9 protein-coding genes and 2 pseudogenes are annotated in these 14354 nt (G+C 70.0%); 6 read left to right on the top strand and 5 right to left on the bottom strand.

Going from position 1 to position 14354, the window contains the following annotated elements; translation table 11 throughout:
• Nucleotides 1-149 precede the first annotated feature (149 nt).
• Nucleotides 150-2555: an ATP-binding cassette domain-containing protein gene (locus ACIBSV_RS36665; protein ID WP_395870906.1), complete on the top strand. Its 2406-nt coding sequence runs from the start codon at nt 150-152 to the stop codon at nt 2553-2555.
• Between the two features lie 522 nt (nt 2556-3077).
• Here ACIBSV_RS36665 and ACIBSV_RS36660 read toward each other — a convergent pair.
• From ACIBSV_RS36660 to ACIBSV_RS36645, 4 genes and pseudogenes are all read right to left on the bottom strand, one after another.
• On the bottom strand, nt 3078-3440 hold the full coding sequence (locus tag ACIBSV_RS36660) for a zinc-binding dehydrogenase (protein WP_395870904.1): 363 nt from the start codon (nt 3438-3440) through the stop codon (nt 3078-3080).
• 134 nt (nt 3441-3574) lie between these two features.
• On the bottom strand, nt 3575-4540 hold the full coding sequence (locus ACIBSV_RS36655; RefSeq protein WP_395870903.1) for a sigma-70 family RNA polymerase sigma factor: 966 nt from the start codon (nt 4538-4540) through the stop codon (nt 3575-3577).
• Nucleotides 4541-4550: 10 nt separating this feature from the next.
• Nucleotides 4551-5774, bottom strand: coding sequence for an NAD(P)/FAD-dependent oxidoreductase (locus ACIBSV_RS36650; RefSeq protein ID WP_395870901.1), 1224 nt, complete (start codon nt 5772-5774; stop codon nt 4551-4553).
• 301 nt (nt 5775-6075) lie between these two features.
• A pseudogene (locus tag ACIBSV_RS36645) lies at nt 6076-6225 on the bottom strand (helix-turn-helix domain-containing protein); the annotation flags it as partial.
• A 433-nt stretch (nt 6226-6658) separates the two neighbouring features.
• Here ACIBSV_RS36645 and ACIBSV_RS36640 point away from each other — a divergent pair.
• Nucleotides 6659-8257: an MFS transporter gene (locus ACIBSV_RS36640; RefSeq protein WP_395870899.1), complete on the top strand. Its 1599-nt coding sequence runs from the start codon at nt 6659-6661 to the stop codon at nt 8255-8257.
• Between the two features lie 770 nt (nt 8258-9027).
• On the opposite strand, the gene ACIBSV_RS36635 is transcribed toward ACIBSV_RS36640, so the two are convergent.
• On the bottom strand, nt 9028-10617 hold the full coding sequence (locus tag ACIBSV_RS36635; RefSeq protein WP_395870897.1) for an MFS transporter: 1590 nt from the start codon (nt 10615-10617) through the stop codon (nt 9028-9030).
• 320 nt (nt 10618-10937) lie between these two features.
• On the opposite strand from ACIBSV_RS36635, the gene ACIBSV_RS36630 reads away from it, so the two are divergent.
• From ACIBSV_RS36630 to ACIBSV_RS36615, 4 genes and pseudogenes are all read left to right on the top strand, one after another.
• Nucleotides 10938-11738, top strand: coding sequence for a TetR/AcrR family transcriptional regulator (locus ACIBSV_RS36630; protein WP_395870895.1), 801 nt, complete (start codon nt 10938-10940; stop codon nt 11736-11738).
• 12 nt (nt 11739-11750) lie between these two features.
• The gene (locus ACIBSV_RS36625) at nt 11751-12647 is read left to right on the top strand and encodes an alcohol dehydrogenase catalytic domain-containing protein (protein ID WP_395870893.1); all 897 of its coding nucleotides are present in this window, start codon (nt 11751-11753) and stop codon (nt 12645-12647) included.
• Nucleotides 12648-12853: 206 nt separating this feature from the next.
• On the top strand, nt 12854-13822 hold the full coding sequence (locus ACIBSV_RS36620) for a glycoside hydrolase family 113 (protein WP_395870891.1): 969 nt from the start codon (nt 12854-12856) through the stop codon (nt 13820-13822).
• Nucleotides 13823-14164: 342 nt separating this feature from the next.
• Nucleotides 14165-14354 (top strand): annotated as a pseudogene (locus tag ACIBSV_RS36615) (IS110 family transposase); the annotation flags it as partial.

Raw genomic sequence — 14354 nt, 5'->3', positions numbered from 1 at the left:
CACAGCTCGATGGAGCTCCTGCCCTTCCCGTGCCGGCCGGCTCCAACCGTCCTCGGAACAAGCCATTCCCTGTGCCGCCGGGCGTTGCAGTGCCTTGTCGTGGCGCCGCACCGTGCGGCGCCCGATCCCGGAAACCGGTGATTGTCGCGATGTCCTTGTCAACAGCCAGACGCGCCCACGGCCCGGTGACCCGCGAATCGGATCCTCGGACGGCACCGCGTGCCCGTTCGGTGATCCCGGGCAGACAACGCTGGGAGGTCGCGGGCCTGTACGGCAACCCCGTCCTCGCCCGACTGATCGAGACCTTCCTCAACCGGCACGAGAACATCGTCGAGGCACGCGCGAACCCGGCCACCGGGCGCATGCTGATCCTGCACGACCCAGAGGTCCCCTCTCGGGTCATCGCCGACTACGCGCGAGAGGCAGTCGCACGGAGCCTGGAGTACGCGCGAACACACGCCAACCGTCCACTCGCATCGCCGGATACGGCGAACGCCTCGGAACCCGCCCGGCCTCGGGGAGAACCGTCCGCCCCGACGCGACGCGGCAAGCGGTCGGCAACGGTGGTCCGCGGCACGGTCGCGGCCGTCGCGATCACGGCGTGCGGCAAATTCGGCATGACATTGCTCGCCAACCCGCTCGTCAGTCTCGGCCTGGCCGCCGCCGCGACCGCGATCGTGGTCAAAAAGGCGTGGCGGCAATCCGACCGGACATCGCCACAATCGGGTGAAACGACCCCACGCCGCCGGCCGCTCCGACGCGTCATCGGCCGGCACAAGCGCAAGCTCGGCGCGGCAACGACCTTGTCCGTGCTTGCCCAGCTCGCGGAGATGACGCTCTACGCCCTGGTCCCCTCGATCGTCCTCCTGCTCGCCAGAGGCGAGAGCACGATACTGGCCCGGCTCGGCATCGCGGGCGTCGCCACCCAACTGCCCGTCCTCGTCGGTGCCGCCGCGCTCGCCTGCCTCACCATGGCCGCTTTGGGCTACGGCGCCGACTTCGCGTGGCGCCGGCTGGGACAGACGGTCGAGGACGACTGGCGCACCCGAACCTACGCCCACGTGCAACAACTGGCCCCGGCGGACCTGGAGAGCGAGCGCACCAGTCGCGTCAACACGGTGCTCACCGAGGACATCAGCCAATTGGGGAGCTTCGTCGGCAGCAACCTGCACGAGGTGATCCAACTGACCACCAGCCTCGCCGTGCTCATCCCCGTGTACCTGCTGCTGGCCCCGCAACTCGCATGGGTCGCCTTCGCGCCGGTCCCGCTGGTCGCCTGGCTGTCCTTCCGGTTCCACGAGCGCGCCGTCGCCGACCACATCGCCTCCGGCGAGCACCGAGGTCGATTGCACAACCGCATGGCCGACAACCTCCAGGCCCACACCACCGTCAAAGCCGTATGCACCGAGGAACACGAGAACACGCGCATCCGCGGCCTGAGCCGGGACTACCGCGAAGCCAACAATTCCACCGATCGCAGCGCCGCGGCCCAAACCCAGATCCTGCGGCTGTCCGCCTGCTCGGCACTGGTGGGCACCCTGCTCCTGGGCGGCCGAGCCGTCCTCGACGGTCAACTTCCCGCGGAAGCCTTCGGCCCGTTGATCGAAATGCCGGCCAACGCCTTGGCGAAGCTGACCCGATTGGGTTCCATCACCGACCAGTACCAGCGCACCCTCGCCGCCTTGGACCGGGTGGATAGCCTGCACGACCTGCCCGTCGAATCCGGCATCGAAGGCCGCCCGCTCCCCGCGCAACGGGTGGTGGGGAAGATCGAACTACGGGAGGTGACCTTCGCCTATCCCGGACGACCCGCCACACTCCGAGACACCTCCTTGTCCATCGCCCCCGGCCGGACCACCGGCATCGTCGGCACCACCGGCGCGGGCAAGTCCACCGTCGCCAAACTCCTCATGCGCTTCCGACACCCGGACGAAGGCCGAGTGCTCCTCGACGGCGCCGACGTACGCGGCCTCGGCCTGCCCGACTTGCGCCGGGCCATCGGGTACGTCACCCAGGAGCCCTTCCTGTTCGACAGCACGATCGCCGACAACATCCGCTACGGCACGTTCGACGCCACCGACGAACAACTCGTCGCCGCCGCCCGCACCGCCGGCGCACACTCGTTCATCACCGATCTGCCCGCCGGTTACGACACCATGGTGGGCGAGCGCGGAGCCGCGCTGTCCGGCGGACAGAAACAGCGCATCGCACTGGCCCGCACCATCCTGCGCAACCCCCCGATCGTCATCCTCGACGAGGCCACCTCCGCCGTCGACAACGAGACCGAAGCCGCCATCCAGCACGCCCTGCAGGCATTCGGAACCGACCGCACCATGGTCGTCATCGCACATCGACTCTCCACGGTCAGAGGCGCCGACCGCATCTACGTCATGAGCCCCGGCGGCATCGTGGCCGAACACGGAACACACGACGAACTCCTGGCCCTCGGCGGCATCTACGCCAACCTGTGGAAACTACAGGACGGACCGCGGGCACCGGCTTGTCCTGTGGCGGCCGACCCACGGGGGCTATCTCGATGGGCAACGGAGCCGTGAACGGAACGACGTGGTCGACGGTCCGTGCCGAAGCCGGAGTGCCCAGGCGTCCTCGGACCGCTTCGGCGACGTGACGGGCCGGCGGGTGTCGAGTCGTGGGGAGGTGATCGTCCTGTGGCCGTCGGATGGTCGATCAGCAGCGCGCGGAGGCATTCGTGGTCCCAATGACGCCGATCAGCAGGGCATCGCCGCTATCGGTCCGGCGGACCTCGGCGCTCAACCGCATCAGGTCCCCGCACGTTCGGACCGCTCTCGCAAGTTCGGTCGGGCTGTATCTCGGCTCCGCGCGGATGACAGCCGTCCCGGCTTCGTAGGGGGAGGCGCGCCGGTGCTGAACTCCCCGGATCGGTCGCCCGCCCCCGTCGCCGGCCCGGCCCGACCGGCGCCCGGGCTCAGAGCGTCTGGACCCCCTCGGACCCGACACCGTCGCGCATGGGGCACGCGCGGCCGCACGGCTGCTCGTCCTGGCCCTGCTCGCCGCGTGGGGGCGGGACACCGCGAGGTGGTGCCTGCTCCGCGGGGCTATGGGATGAGCAGGGCCTTGCCCGCGATCGCGCGGGCCTCCATGGCGCGATGAGCGTGGACGGCCTCGGACGGCGGGAACTCGCGCGCGATCACCGGGCGCAGCCGCCCGGCCGTCGCCTCCTCGAGCGCCCTGGTCGTCAGCCGCACGATCTCCGGCGCGTCGAACTGCACATCGGCGATGCCCCGCACGACGATGCCCCGCGTCCGTGCGTCGGCCTCGCCCACCTCGGCGAACCCACCGCCGGCCGCGCCGTGGGCGGATACGCGCCCACCGTCGGCCACCAACGCGAAGGCCCACGTGCCGAGTTCGCCCCCGACGCCGTCCAGGAGCACGTCCACGGACCGGCCGTCGAGGGCCACCGCACCAGTGCCGGCTTGCGTTCGCCTCGCGCCACGCCGACGACCGTGCTCCGGCAGCGTGTGCGAGCTGAACCAGCAGCGTGCCCACGCCGCCCGCGGCCCAGGTGACGTGGTTGGTCGCGGTCGGCGTCGGATCACCACCGGGTGATGAGCGGCGTGTCCGGTTCCTGCAGACGCCAGGCTTGGGTGAGGCGGGCGAGGCGGGTGGGGGCGGCGATGCCGCGCACGGTGGCGATCCTGCCGTCGGCGATGTCGAACGTGACGGAGCCGACGACCCGGTCGGCGAGCACGAAAAGGATGGCGGGGGCGCCGTTGACGACCGCGTAGTGGGCGGCGGGCGGGCCGCCGGCGAGTCGGCGTTTCGCGGGTGCGGGTTTGAAGCCGGCCCGGGCGATGGCGGCGATGCGCTGCGGGGTGTCGTAGCGCAGCAGCTTCTCGGCCAGGCCCGCGAGGTTGGAGTCGGAGACGGCGATGGCGTCGTCGGTGAGCAGCGCCACCAGCCGTTCGGTACGGCCCGAGGACGCGGCGGCGAGGAATTCCTCGACGATCCGGCGGGCGGACGCCGGGTCGACTTCGCCGCCGCTGCGGCGGCGCTCGGCGGTGATGCGGTGCCGGGCCCGGTGGAGGTGCTGCTGGCTGGCGGAGTCGGTGATGTCGAGGATGTCTGCGATCTCGGCGTGGTGGTAGGAGAACGCCTCGCGCAGGAGGTAGACGGCCCGCTCCAGCGGTGTCAGGCGTTCCATGAGGGTCAGCATCGCGAGGGAGACCGATTCGCGCTGCTCGAAGGTGTCGGCCGGGCCGAGCATCGGGTCGCCTGCCAGGAGTGGTTCGGGCAGCCAGGCGCCGGCGGTGCGTTCGCGGCGGGTGTGCGCGGAGCGGAGCTTGTCCAGGCACAGGTTGGTGACGACCTTGGTCAGCCAAGCTTCCGGCGCCTTGATCTGCTGCCGGTCGGCGGCCTGCCAGTGCAGGAACGCGTCCTGCACGGCGTCTTCGGCGTCGGCGGCGGAGCCCAGCATGCGGTACGCCAGCGAGGCCAGCCGGTTGCGGCCGGCCTCGAACCGGTTGGTGTCGAAGCGGTCGACGGCGGTGCTGTTGTCCACGGGGACGACCCTAGGCGGCGGCGCGGCCGGGCTTGTCGGCGGCCACCCGGTCGGTGGCTGTGTTCGGTGCGGTGGCCAGGCGGTGCTTGCGCGTGGGCAGGCAGAAGGTCGGGTGCGAGGTGGTCCACAGCGACAGCTTGAGAATGCCCGACTTGATTCGAGCGGCTTTGCGGCCGCTCACATACTTGGGCTTCGGCTGGGCTTGGTCGTCGACCGTCTGCCAGAGCCCGTCGCGTCGTCCGAGGCTGATGTGGTTGAACGCGTAGACCAGCTTGACGTTCGCGACCTTGCGGCCGGTCAGGCCTCCCACTATCGCGTTCATGGCCTGCATGCCGGTGTAGCCGGCCGTCGCGCAGGACATCGGCAGAGGCTTGCCGTTGTCGCCGATGGCGTAGGCGCTGTCGCCGACGGCGTAGACGTTCGGGTGCGACACCGACCTCATGCTGCGGTCGACGACGATCCGACCCTGGTCGGTGACCTCCAGCCCGCCGGCGGCGGCGAGGGGGTCGACCGCGAACCCGGCCGTCCAGACGGTCGCATCCGACGCCAGGACGCTGCCGTCCGCGCACAACACCCGCGCCGCCTCGACAGCTTCCACGCTGGTGTGCTCCAGGACGGTGACGCCCAGCCGGTCGCAGGCCCGGCGCAGGTGGCCGCGGGCCCCGGCGGACAGCCGGGCACCGAGCTCGCCGCGGGCGATCAGTGTCACCGACAGCCCGGGCCGGGACTCGGCGATCTCGGTGGCGGTCTCGATGCCGGTCAACCCGTCGCCGACCACCAAGACATTCCCGCCTTCGCCCCGCCCACCCAGACTGTCCAGGCGCTCGCGCAGGCGCAGCGCCGAGGGCCGGGCGGCGATGTCGAAGGCGTGCTCGGCCGCGCCGGGGACGGCGCCGTTGTCGCCGTGGCTGCCGAGCGCGTACAGGAGTGTGTCGTAGCCGAGTTCGCCGCCGCCGTTCGCGTCGGCCACCGTGACGACCCGGCGCTCCGGGTCGACGGCGGTGATCCTGGCCAGGCGCAGCCGTATCGCGGTGCCCGCGAAGACGTCGGCGAGTTTCGGGGCGTCGATCTGCCGGCCGGCGGCGAGCTGGTGCAGCCGCAGTCGCTGGACGAAGTCCGGCACGGCGTTGACCACGGTGACCTCGACCTCCGCCGGGGACAGCCGGCGCGCCAGGTTCCCGGCGACGTAGGCCCCCGCGTAGCCGGCGCCCAGGACGACGATGCGGTGCTTCATGTCTCGCTCCTGTCAGTTCGCTTGCTCTTCGTGAGTTGAGCGGGACAGCGCCCCGATTCCTGACAGGAACTGAGTGTGACGTGGGTCACAGGGCGAGCAGGAGCACCTCCCGGGAATGACCGCGGCGGCGCACAAGCTCCGCCGGGTCAGCACGGTGCGGCTGCGGGCAGGGGCGGTGCGGCCCCTGCAACACAGCAGCGAAGCGGGGTCGACCGCTCAGCGAACAGCACGTCCGGTCGCACGCGAACCGTCGCACCCGCACGGCAAGGACCATGCGTCTGCCGGCCCTTGATCCTCACGGTGCGGCGAGGGTGGTGGAACGGACAGTCGTGGCGCGACCGTCCTTGAGCACTGCAACGTCGGCGGGTGTGATGCCGATGCGGTCGGCGAGTTCACCCACCGACATATTTCGCTTGGCGAGCATGACGTTGATGTCGACGGCGATCGGCACCAGCCCACCTCGTTCAGCTCGGCCTCCGTCACGAGCACAGTCGGGCTGCGCTCCTGCCGCTCTGTGACTCATGCCACTCGCAGTTCCTGTCAGGAATCGGGTCGCTGTTCCGCTCAACTCCCCGAGAGCAAGCGACCCGAAGAGAGGACCTGGGCGTGCGGCCGGCCTGCAACGTCACAGACCTGACCGCCCCAGCCGAAGCCTTCGCCGTGGGGCGCGGGGCGGTCTCCCACATCGAACGCCCCGATGGCTGCCGCCGACACCGACGGGGCCCTCGCCGCGGCACAGGGCGCCTCCACCTGACGTGGCCCCGCACCGGCTCACCGTGCCACCCCGCCAAGCGCTGCGCGGGGCGGTCGGAACCCTCCCCATTCACTCGGTGAACGGTTCTGCTCTGGCGCTGACTCCGTATGCCCTTTTGAGAGGAATCCTCATGAGTACGAGCCCTGTACAGGCGGTACCCGCTGACGGCAGCAGCGGTGGTGCGCCGGATGCGCGTCAGCTGCGCGCGATCCTGATCGCCGTGTCGATGGCGCTGATGGCCGTCATCGCGTCCGTGTCCGGACTGATCGTCGCCCAGACGGAGATGGCCGTCGACTTCGACACCTCGCAGAGCACGGTCCTGTGGATCGTCAACATCTACACCCTCACCCTGGCCGCGCTGCTGCTTCCGCTCGGCGCGATCGGTGACCGCTTGGGCCGCAAGCCCATGCTGGTCGCGGGGCTGGCCGTCTTCGGCGTCGGGAGCATTGCGGCGGCCGTGGCCCCGACTGCCGAGGTGATGCTGGCCGCGCGCGCCGCGAGCGGTGTGGGTGCGGGAATGATCATGCCCATCACCCTGGCCGTCATCACCTCCACCTTCCCCGAGGAGCAGCGTGGAAAGGCGATCGGCGTGTGGACCGGCGTCGCCGGAGGCGGCGGCGTCCTGGGCATGTTCCTGTCCGCCCTTCTCGTCGACGTCGCCGACTGGCGTTGGCTGTTCGTCCTGCCGGTATCCCTGGTCGTCGTGGCCCTGGGCATGACGCTGAAGTCGGTTCCCAACTCCCGTGAGCGCTCCGCCCACGCCTTCGACACCATCGGCGGACTGGTTTCCGTCGTCGCCGTTGCCGGCCTGGTCTTCGTCCTGCAGGAGGGCCCCGAGCGCGGCTGGACCGCACCGGCGACGCTGATCGGCCTCGCCGTCGGTCTCGTCGCCGCGGCCGGTTTCGTGGCCTGGGAACTGCACCGCCGCGACGCCGCGTTGCTGGACGTACGGCTGTTCCGTGACCGCGGCCTGTCCGGCGGCTCGATCACGCTGGTAGTGGTCTTCGGTGTCCAGGCGGGTACCCAAGTGGTCCTCTTCCCGTTCCTCCAGGCCGTGCTCGGCTGGTCGGGGCTGCTGTCCGCGGCGGCGCTGATGCCCCTGGCCATCGCGATGATCCTGTCCTCCAACCTGGCGCCCAGGCTCGCCGCGCGGATCGGCGCCCGCCCGACCATGGCCGCGGGGATCGCGCTGACCGGCGCCGGCCTGGCGCTCATGGCCCTGTTCGCCTCCGTCGACGGCGGCTACCTGTCGATCCTGCCCGGCATTGTGGTCATGGGCATCGGCATGGGCCTGTCCATGGTGCCCTCCACCGAGGCGATCACCCGCTCGCTGCCGAGCGAGAACCAAGGCGTCGCCTCCGCGCTCAACGACGTCACCCGCGAATTCGGCACCGCACTCGGCGTCGCCATGCTCGGCGCGCTCCTGTCGGCCGGCTACCGCAACGCCATCGACGACAGGCTGGACGGCATCCCCCAGGAGACCGCGGACACCGCACGGGAAGGCATCGCCAACGCGCTCGAGGCCTCGGGCAGCGCCGGCCCCCACGAGGCGGACCTGATCCACGCCGCACGACAGTCCTTCGTCGACGGATGGCAGCAGTCCATGTGGGCAGGCGTCGCCGTCATGGGCGTACTGCTCGTGTACATCGCCGTCCGCGGCCCGAAGCATGCCACCCCTGCGGCTGCATCGGACGAGGCACAGGACACCGAGACCGTCGCCGCCCGATGACCGCATGACCGATCGATTCGGAATGCTTCCGAAGTCGACGGAGGCAGATGATCAAACAGGCACGCGAACAAGGGACTTCACCGAACCGCGATCACCCCACGGAGCCACGATCAACCTCGGGCGTTAACGGCTGTACGGCGGCTGCTACCCGCCCCCGGATACCACGTGCAGGCGTCTCCAGCCACCAGCGCACCGACCTCGAAAGCTGACACCGTGCCGGGGTCCATTCCATGCCTTTTCAGCGTCGCAGAACCGTCTCGCACACGCGCGAGGTTGTGCAAGTAATTGTGCGACCGGAACCCGGGGCGATTCGGACGTTTCGCGGTGTCGCCCGCTGTGTCTCATCCGACCGTTTGTGAGAGACCGAACCGGCGGGGTCGGATGCGGCCGGTGTCTCCCGAAGTCCCGTCTCACACAACGTTGTCGTTGGCTCAGGTGACCTCGTTGGATTCGCGGCGGGTCCCACGTTCCGATGCCGCCTCCAGCCGACGAGAGGTTCAGTCTCATCGGACCTTGACCGGGCTCACCGATGTTTGACGACCGTCCCGTTCGTCTCGTCGGAGTTCGATCACCGCGAACCAGGATGTCTTGTGGGTCAGGTACGGGAACACCCCGACGGTGGCCCGGCGTCCGGCTGTGCTCGCGCGGGTCGGTGCGTTCCTGTGCCTGACGCGGAGAACCCGGTCGGGCTGCCCACAACGTCGCGAGCGCTGCGGGGTGCCCGGCCGGTCGCGGCCGGGCGAGTCCCGCGGGTCGCCCGTTGCCGGGGGTCAGCCCGCCGGTGACGACACGGCTGACGGTTCGGGGGCCGGTTCTGCTCGGACGGCTTCGTTCCCGCGAGTGCCCCGCAGCAGCGTTCCGACCAGGACGGCGGTCAGCGCCATGAGACCCGCGGCCACGAACGCGATCACCCGCATCTCGCGGGCGAACGCCTCGAACGCGGCGTCGAGCAACTGCCGCCCGGTCTCCGGTGGGACGACGGCCGCGGTCTCCACCGCTCCACCCAGGGTGTCCTGGGCGGCGTGGACCTGCTCCGGCGAAAGCGCCCGGGGCGCGTTGTCCTGGAGGTGACCGCGGTAGATCGCCGTACCGATGCTCCCCAACACGGCGATGCCCAGCGCGCCGCCGAACTCGGCCGCGGTCTCGGAGAGCGCCGAAGCGGAACCGGCGCGCTCGGGTGGTGCCGCCGCCAGGATGAGATCGGTGACCAGAGCGAACACCGCGCCGATGCCGAACGCGGTGACCGCGTTGGGGACCAGCAGGTGCCAGACGCTCGCATCGGCCTGGATCCGGGACAGGATCAGGTATCCGACGCCCGAGATGGTCAATCCGAGCACGATCACGTTGGGTTTGCCGATTCTCGGCGCGAGCACGGTACCGAGTGCGACACCCACCGGCATCACCAGGAACGCGGGCAGCGACCACAGCGCCGATTCCAACGGGCCCATGCCGAGGACGAGTTGCAGGAACTGCGAGGAGAACAGCCCGAATCCGACGAGCCCGAGCATCATGAGCCAGTTGGTGCCGAGCGAGACGCTGAACACCCGCGACCTGAACAGCGTGACGTCGAGCATCGGATGCTCGATGACCCGCTGGCGGTGCAGGAAGGCCGCCCCCACGGCCGCCCCGACCACACTGACCGAGACATACGTCCACGAGAAGCCGTTCTCGGCGATCTTCTTGATCCCGTAGACGACACCGACGACCGCGACGAGCGACAACACCGCCCCGGGGACGTCGAACCGGCCGGGCCGCGGATCGCGGAACTCCGGCAGCAGCACCGGGCCCAGCGCCAAGAGCAGCAGCATGACCGGCACGTTGACCAGGAACACCGAGCCCCACCAGAAGTGTTCGAGGAGCACACCACCGAGGATCGGGCCGAGCACTCCGCCGCCGGCGAAACCGGCGGTCCAGATGCCGATCGCGGCGCTGCGCTGGCCGGGGTCGTGGAACATGTTGCGGATCAGTGACAGCGTGGACGGTGCGAGGGTGGCACCCGCGACCCCGAGCAGCGCGCGGGCCGCGATCAGTGCGGCCGGACTGGTCGCGTATGCCGCGAGGATCGACGCGGAGCCGAACCCGACCGCACCCATGAGCAACAGGCGTCGGCGGCCGATGCGGTCGCCGACGGTGCCCATGGTGATGAGCAGACCTGCGAGCAGGAATCCGTAGGCGTCCATGATCCACAGCAGTTCACTGCTGCTGGGCTCGAGGTCGGAGCTGAGGAAGGGCAGCGCCATGAACAGAACCGACATGTCCATCGACACGAGCATGCAGGGCAGGACCAGGACGGCGAGACCGATCCACTCCCGCGTGCCGGCTTTGGACACGGTCTCCCCGGGCTGGTCAGGCGTTGACATGAGATCCCCTTGCTGCGACACACACGACGGTTGCGTACACAATACGCACGACCACTTGTGATATCAACGCATTATCGATGCTGGTGATTGCGCATTTCGACACGGAGCAGATATCGTCACGCCGGAATTACGTCACGCATGTCTTCGTGTCGAAACCGAGAAAGGCGAGCATGGCCCAGTGCGCCTGGTGTCACGCGGCGATCCCGACCGGCGGGCGGGGGCGCCCCCGCGACTACTGCTCGCGGTCCTGCCGTGCCAAGGCCTACCGGGCACGGCAGCGCCACCCTGCCGGCGCACCCCGACCGCCCTCGGACGGGCGGATGCCCGACACCTCGGCCGGCGCCGGTGCCGATGCCCGTTCCGACTCCGCCGGAGCCGTAGCTGTCGCCGACGCCGCGGCCGAGCCCGGGACCCAGTTGTCGCTGGACCGCATCGTGCGCGCCGCGATCGCCCTCGCCGATGCCGAGGGCCTGGAGGCGCTGCACATGCGTCGACTGGCCGCCTACCTCGGCGCGGGCACCATGTCGCTGTATCGCCACGTCTCGGGCCGGGACGACCTCATCGACCACATGGTCGCGCTGGCCCTGGGCGAAGAGCCGCAGCCCGGCACGCTCCCGGTCGGCTGGCGCGCCGGCCTGGAATACACCGCCCGCCGTGACTGGGGCCTCTACCAGCGTCACCCGTGGATCCTCCAGTACGCCATGGTCGGTTCGCGCATGCGCTGGAACCACAACGCCGCGGCCGACGGCGAACGCGCTCTCAGCGCCTTCGATGGACTCGGCCTCTCCATCCACGAACAGGCCAACCTGCTGCTCACCATCACCGGCTTCACTCAGGGCATGGCCCTGATCCACGCCAACGATGTGGAACTGACCCGCCGCACCGGCCTCACGGACGAACAGTGGTGGAACGAGACGCGGCACCAGATCCCGGCGTCCGAGTTCGCGGACGCCTACCCCCGCCTGGCCCACGCGTTCGGCGACCAACCGCCGCTGACGGTCAACCTGCAACAACGCTTCGACGAGGGCATCAAGGGCATTCTCGACGGGATCGGAGCACGTCTGGCCACCCGCACCGAGACCGTCGGGACGAGCAACGCGACCGAAGCGACCGATTCCTGATCCCACACGACGTTGACGCGGCGGCGGGCGAGGGTCCTCGGCGAAGCGCCGGATCCGGTCGCCGGAGCGGGACACGTAGTGGTCGATGTCGCGGTCGCCGGAGTGACGTTCGCCGAGGCGCAGATGCGGGCCGACACCGACCGGTGGCACGAGCACCCGGCGCTGCCTTTCATTCCCGGCGGCATGGTCGCCGGACGGGTGAGCGCTGCCGGCGACGGGGTGGACCCGCCATTGCTGGGACGACGTGTCCTGGCCGGCACCGGCGGCACGGGCGGCTTCGCCGAACGCACGGTGGCCGAAGCGAGCGAACTGATCCCGGCGGAGCCGGGTAGGCGCCGGCCGTTGCCGCGGTGTGATGTCCTCGGTGGTGGCGAGATGCGGCACGGCAACACCTGCCACGGGTGGTTGCGCAGCACGTCCTGCTGCTCGTCGGCCATCCACCGGGACCGGTTCATCGCGACGGTCGACCCGACGACGGCCACGACCGCGCCGAACGCGAGGACCGGGCCCAGGACGACGACGATCGCCCGGTACTCCTCGGCCATCGGCTCCCAGCCAGGGACCATGAACAGCCGGCGATCACCAGCACGCCCAGGACCACCTTCGCCCCACACCTCTGGCCCCGGATCCGCGCAACGACCGCCTGCAACGAGCGCACGTACTCCCGCGCTCCGGCGCTCTCGAAAGCGGGCGGAGGCGACACCGCGTACCCGAACTGCCCCGCCTGCCGCGGCTCATGCACGCCCCCACCCCGTCCCCGTGTCCGGCCACGGGTATTCGCCGGGGGGCGGCGCCGACGTGAAGAGACGCTGCGTCGGCAGCCGTCAGCCTGCGGTGTGGTCGGCGGTGCGGGAGTGCCGGATCTCGGAGGGCTACGACTACGGACCCCTTGTGGACTCGATCAGGTAGACGGAAGTCATGCGTTCCTGGACGAAAGACGGATGCCGCCCGCCGACGATCTCTCTAGCGTCGACCGGACCGATGTCGACCCGGACCCCAAGGATCCTCATGCCCGTGCCCTCTTCTCCCGCTGCTCTGCCGTGGTTTCGGCGAGCCCGCGCGGCCGCCGCCCTTCGCCTCATCACCGCTGGTCCGCGTCGACAGGAGCCCTACGCATGCTGACCGACCGCGGCATCTCCTACCTGGTGAGCGAGGCGAACACGGATGACGTGCGGCGGGACATGGAGGTCATCGTCCGGGACCTGCACTGCACCACAGTGATGCTCCTCGGGGAGGGGATCCGGTTGATCGACGCCGCCCGCACCGCCCTCCAGACCGGCCTGGACGTCTACATCCGCCCCAGCGTTCCCGAACTGCCGCAGCCGAAGCTGCTGGAGCACCTGGACACCGTCGCCGAGGCAGCCGAGGAACTGCGCCGACAACACCCGGACCGAGTAACGCTCCTGGTCGGCAGCGAGTTCTCCCACACCGTGCCCGGCATCGTCCCCGGCCCCCGGTCGTTCCTGCGCCTGAAGCTCATCCTGCGATTCCGTCGCCTGCTGCGGCGCAGAATCGACAGGCGGCTGCACAGTCTGCTCACCACCGCCGTGGCCACCGCGCGGCGCCGCTTCGACGGCCCGCTCACCTACGCCGCCGCCGGATGGGAGCACGTCGACTGGTCGCTGTTCGACCTGGTCGGCGTCAGCCTCTACCGCTCCGCCCGCAACCACACCACCTACCCGGACCGCCTGCATGCCCTGGTCCGCGACCACGACAAGCCCGTCGTCATCACCGAGTTCGGGTGCGGCGCCTTCACCGGAGCCGACCAGCGGGGAGCCGGTTCCTTCTGGATCGTCAACTGGTTCGCCACACCCCCGCGCATTCGCGGCGACCACCCTCGCGACGAAGCCGTTCAAGCCCGCTATCTCGGCGAACTCATCGACCAGTACGACGCGGAGGGCGTGCGCGGCTGCTTCGTGTTCACCTACGCCATGCCCGACTTCCCTCACCACGACGACCCCGACCTCGACCTCGACAAAGCCGGCTTCGGTGTCGTAGCGATCACCAGCGACGGTGAGCGCAGACCCAAGGAGGCATTCCACGAGGTCGCGCGGCGCTACCACGACATCGCCGCGAAGCAATGACCGAGGGAGACGAGGAGGCCCCCGTCGCGGTGCCGGCCCCCCTTGTCCTTTCCTGACACCAGCGAGACACCGCCCGATACGTGACGCAACCCCTATACGCCGACGGCGTCGCCTCGCCCGTCGATACCGAACGCGGCCTCGCCGCCCGCCTGCGCTACCTCACCGCCTCCGCGCCGGCTACGAGGCGATGGACAGCGCCGCCCGGTGCGGTCAACGGTGACGACAACGGCGAGTACTGGCGCCTGACGACCGGGGACGGTGTCAGTACTACTTCGGTGTCAGCCACAAGCCGGTCGGCAACAACCAGGACGCCGCCACGAACTCGACGTGGTCCCCGCCCGCACCTCCGTGCTGATCAGCATCCACTGTTGCGAGGAGTCCCGCCGGTTCTACGACCGCGAACGGGCCGGGGGCAAGCCGAGACACCCGGGCTGCCCTCGCCCTCGCCCGCCGTCGTGTCAACGTCCTGTGGGCACTGCTTCGTGACGGACGGTGCCACCAGCCCACACCACCCATCTCCCTCGCTGCTTGA

The sequence above is a fragment of the Embleya sp. NPDC050154 genome (assembly GCF_044460165.1).
Classification (GTDB): domain Bacteria; phylum Actinomycetota; class Actinomycetes; order Streptomycetales; family Streptomycetaceae; genus Embleya.
Note: the sequence above shows the minus strand (reverse complement) of the source record. Positions and strands in the feature narration are given on the sequence as shown.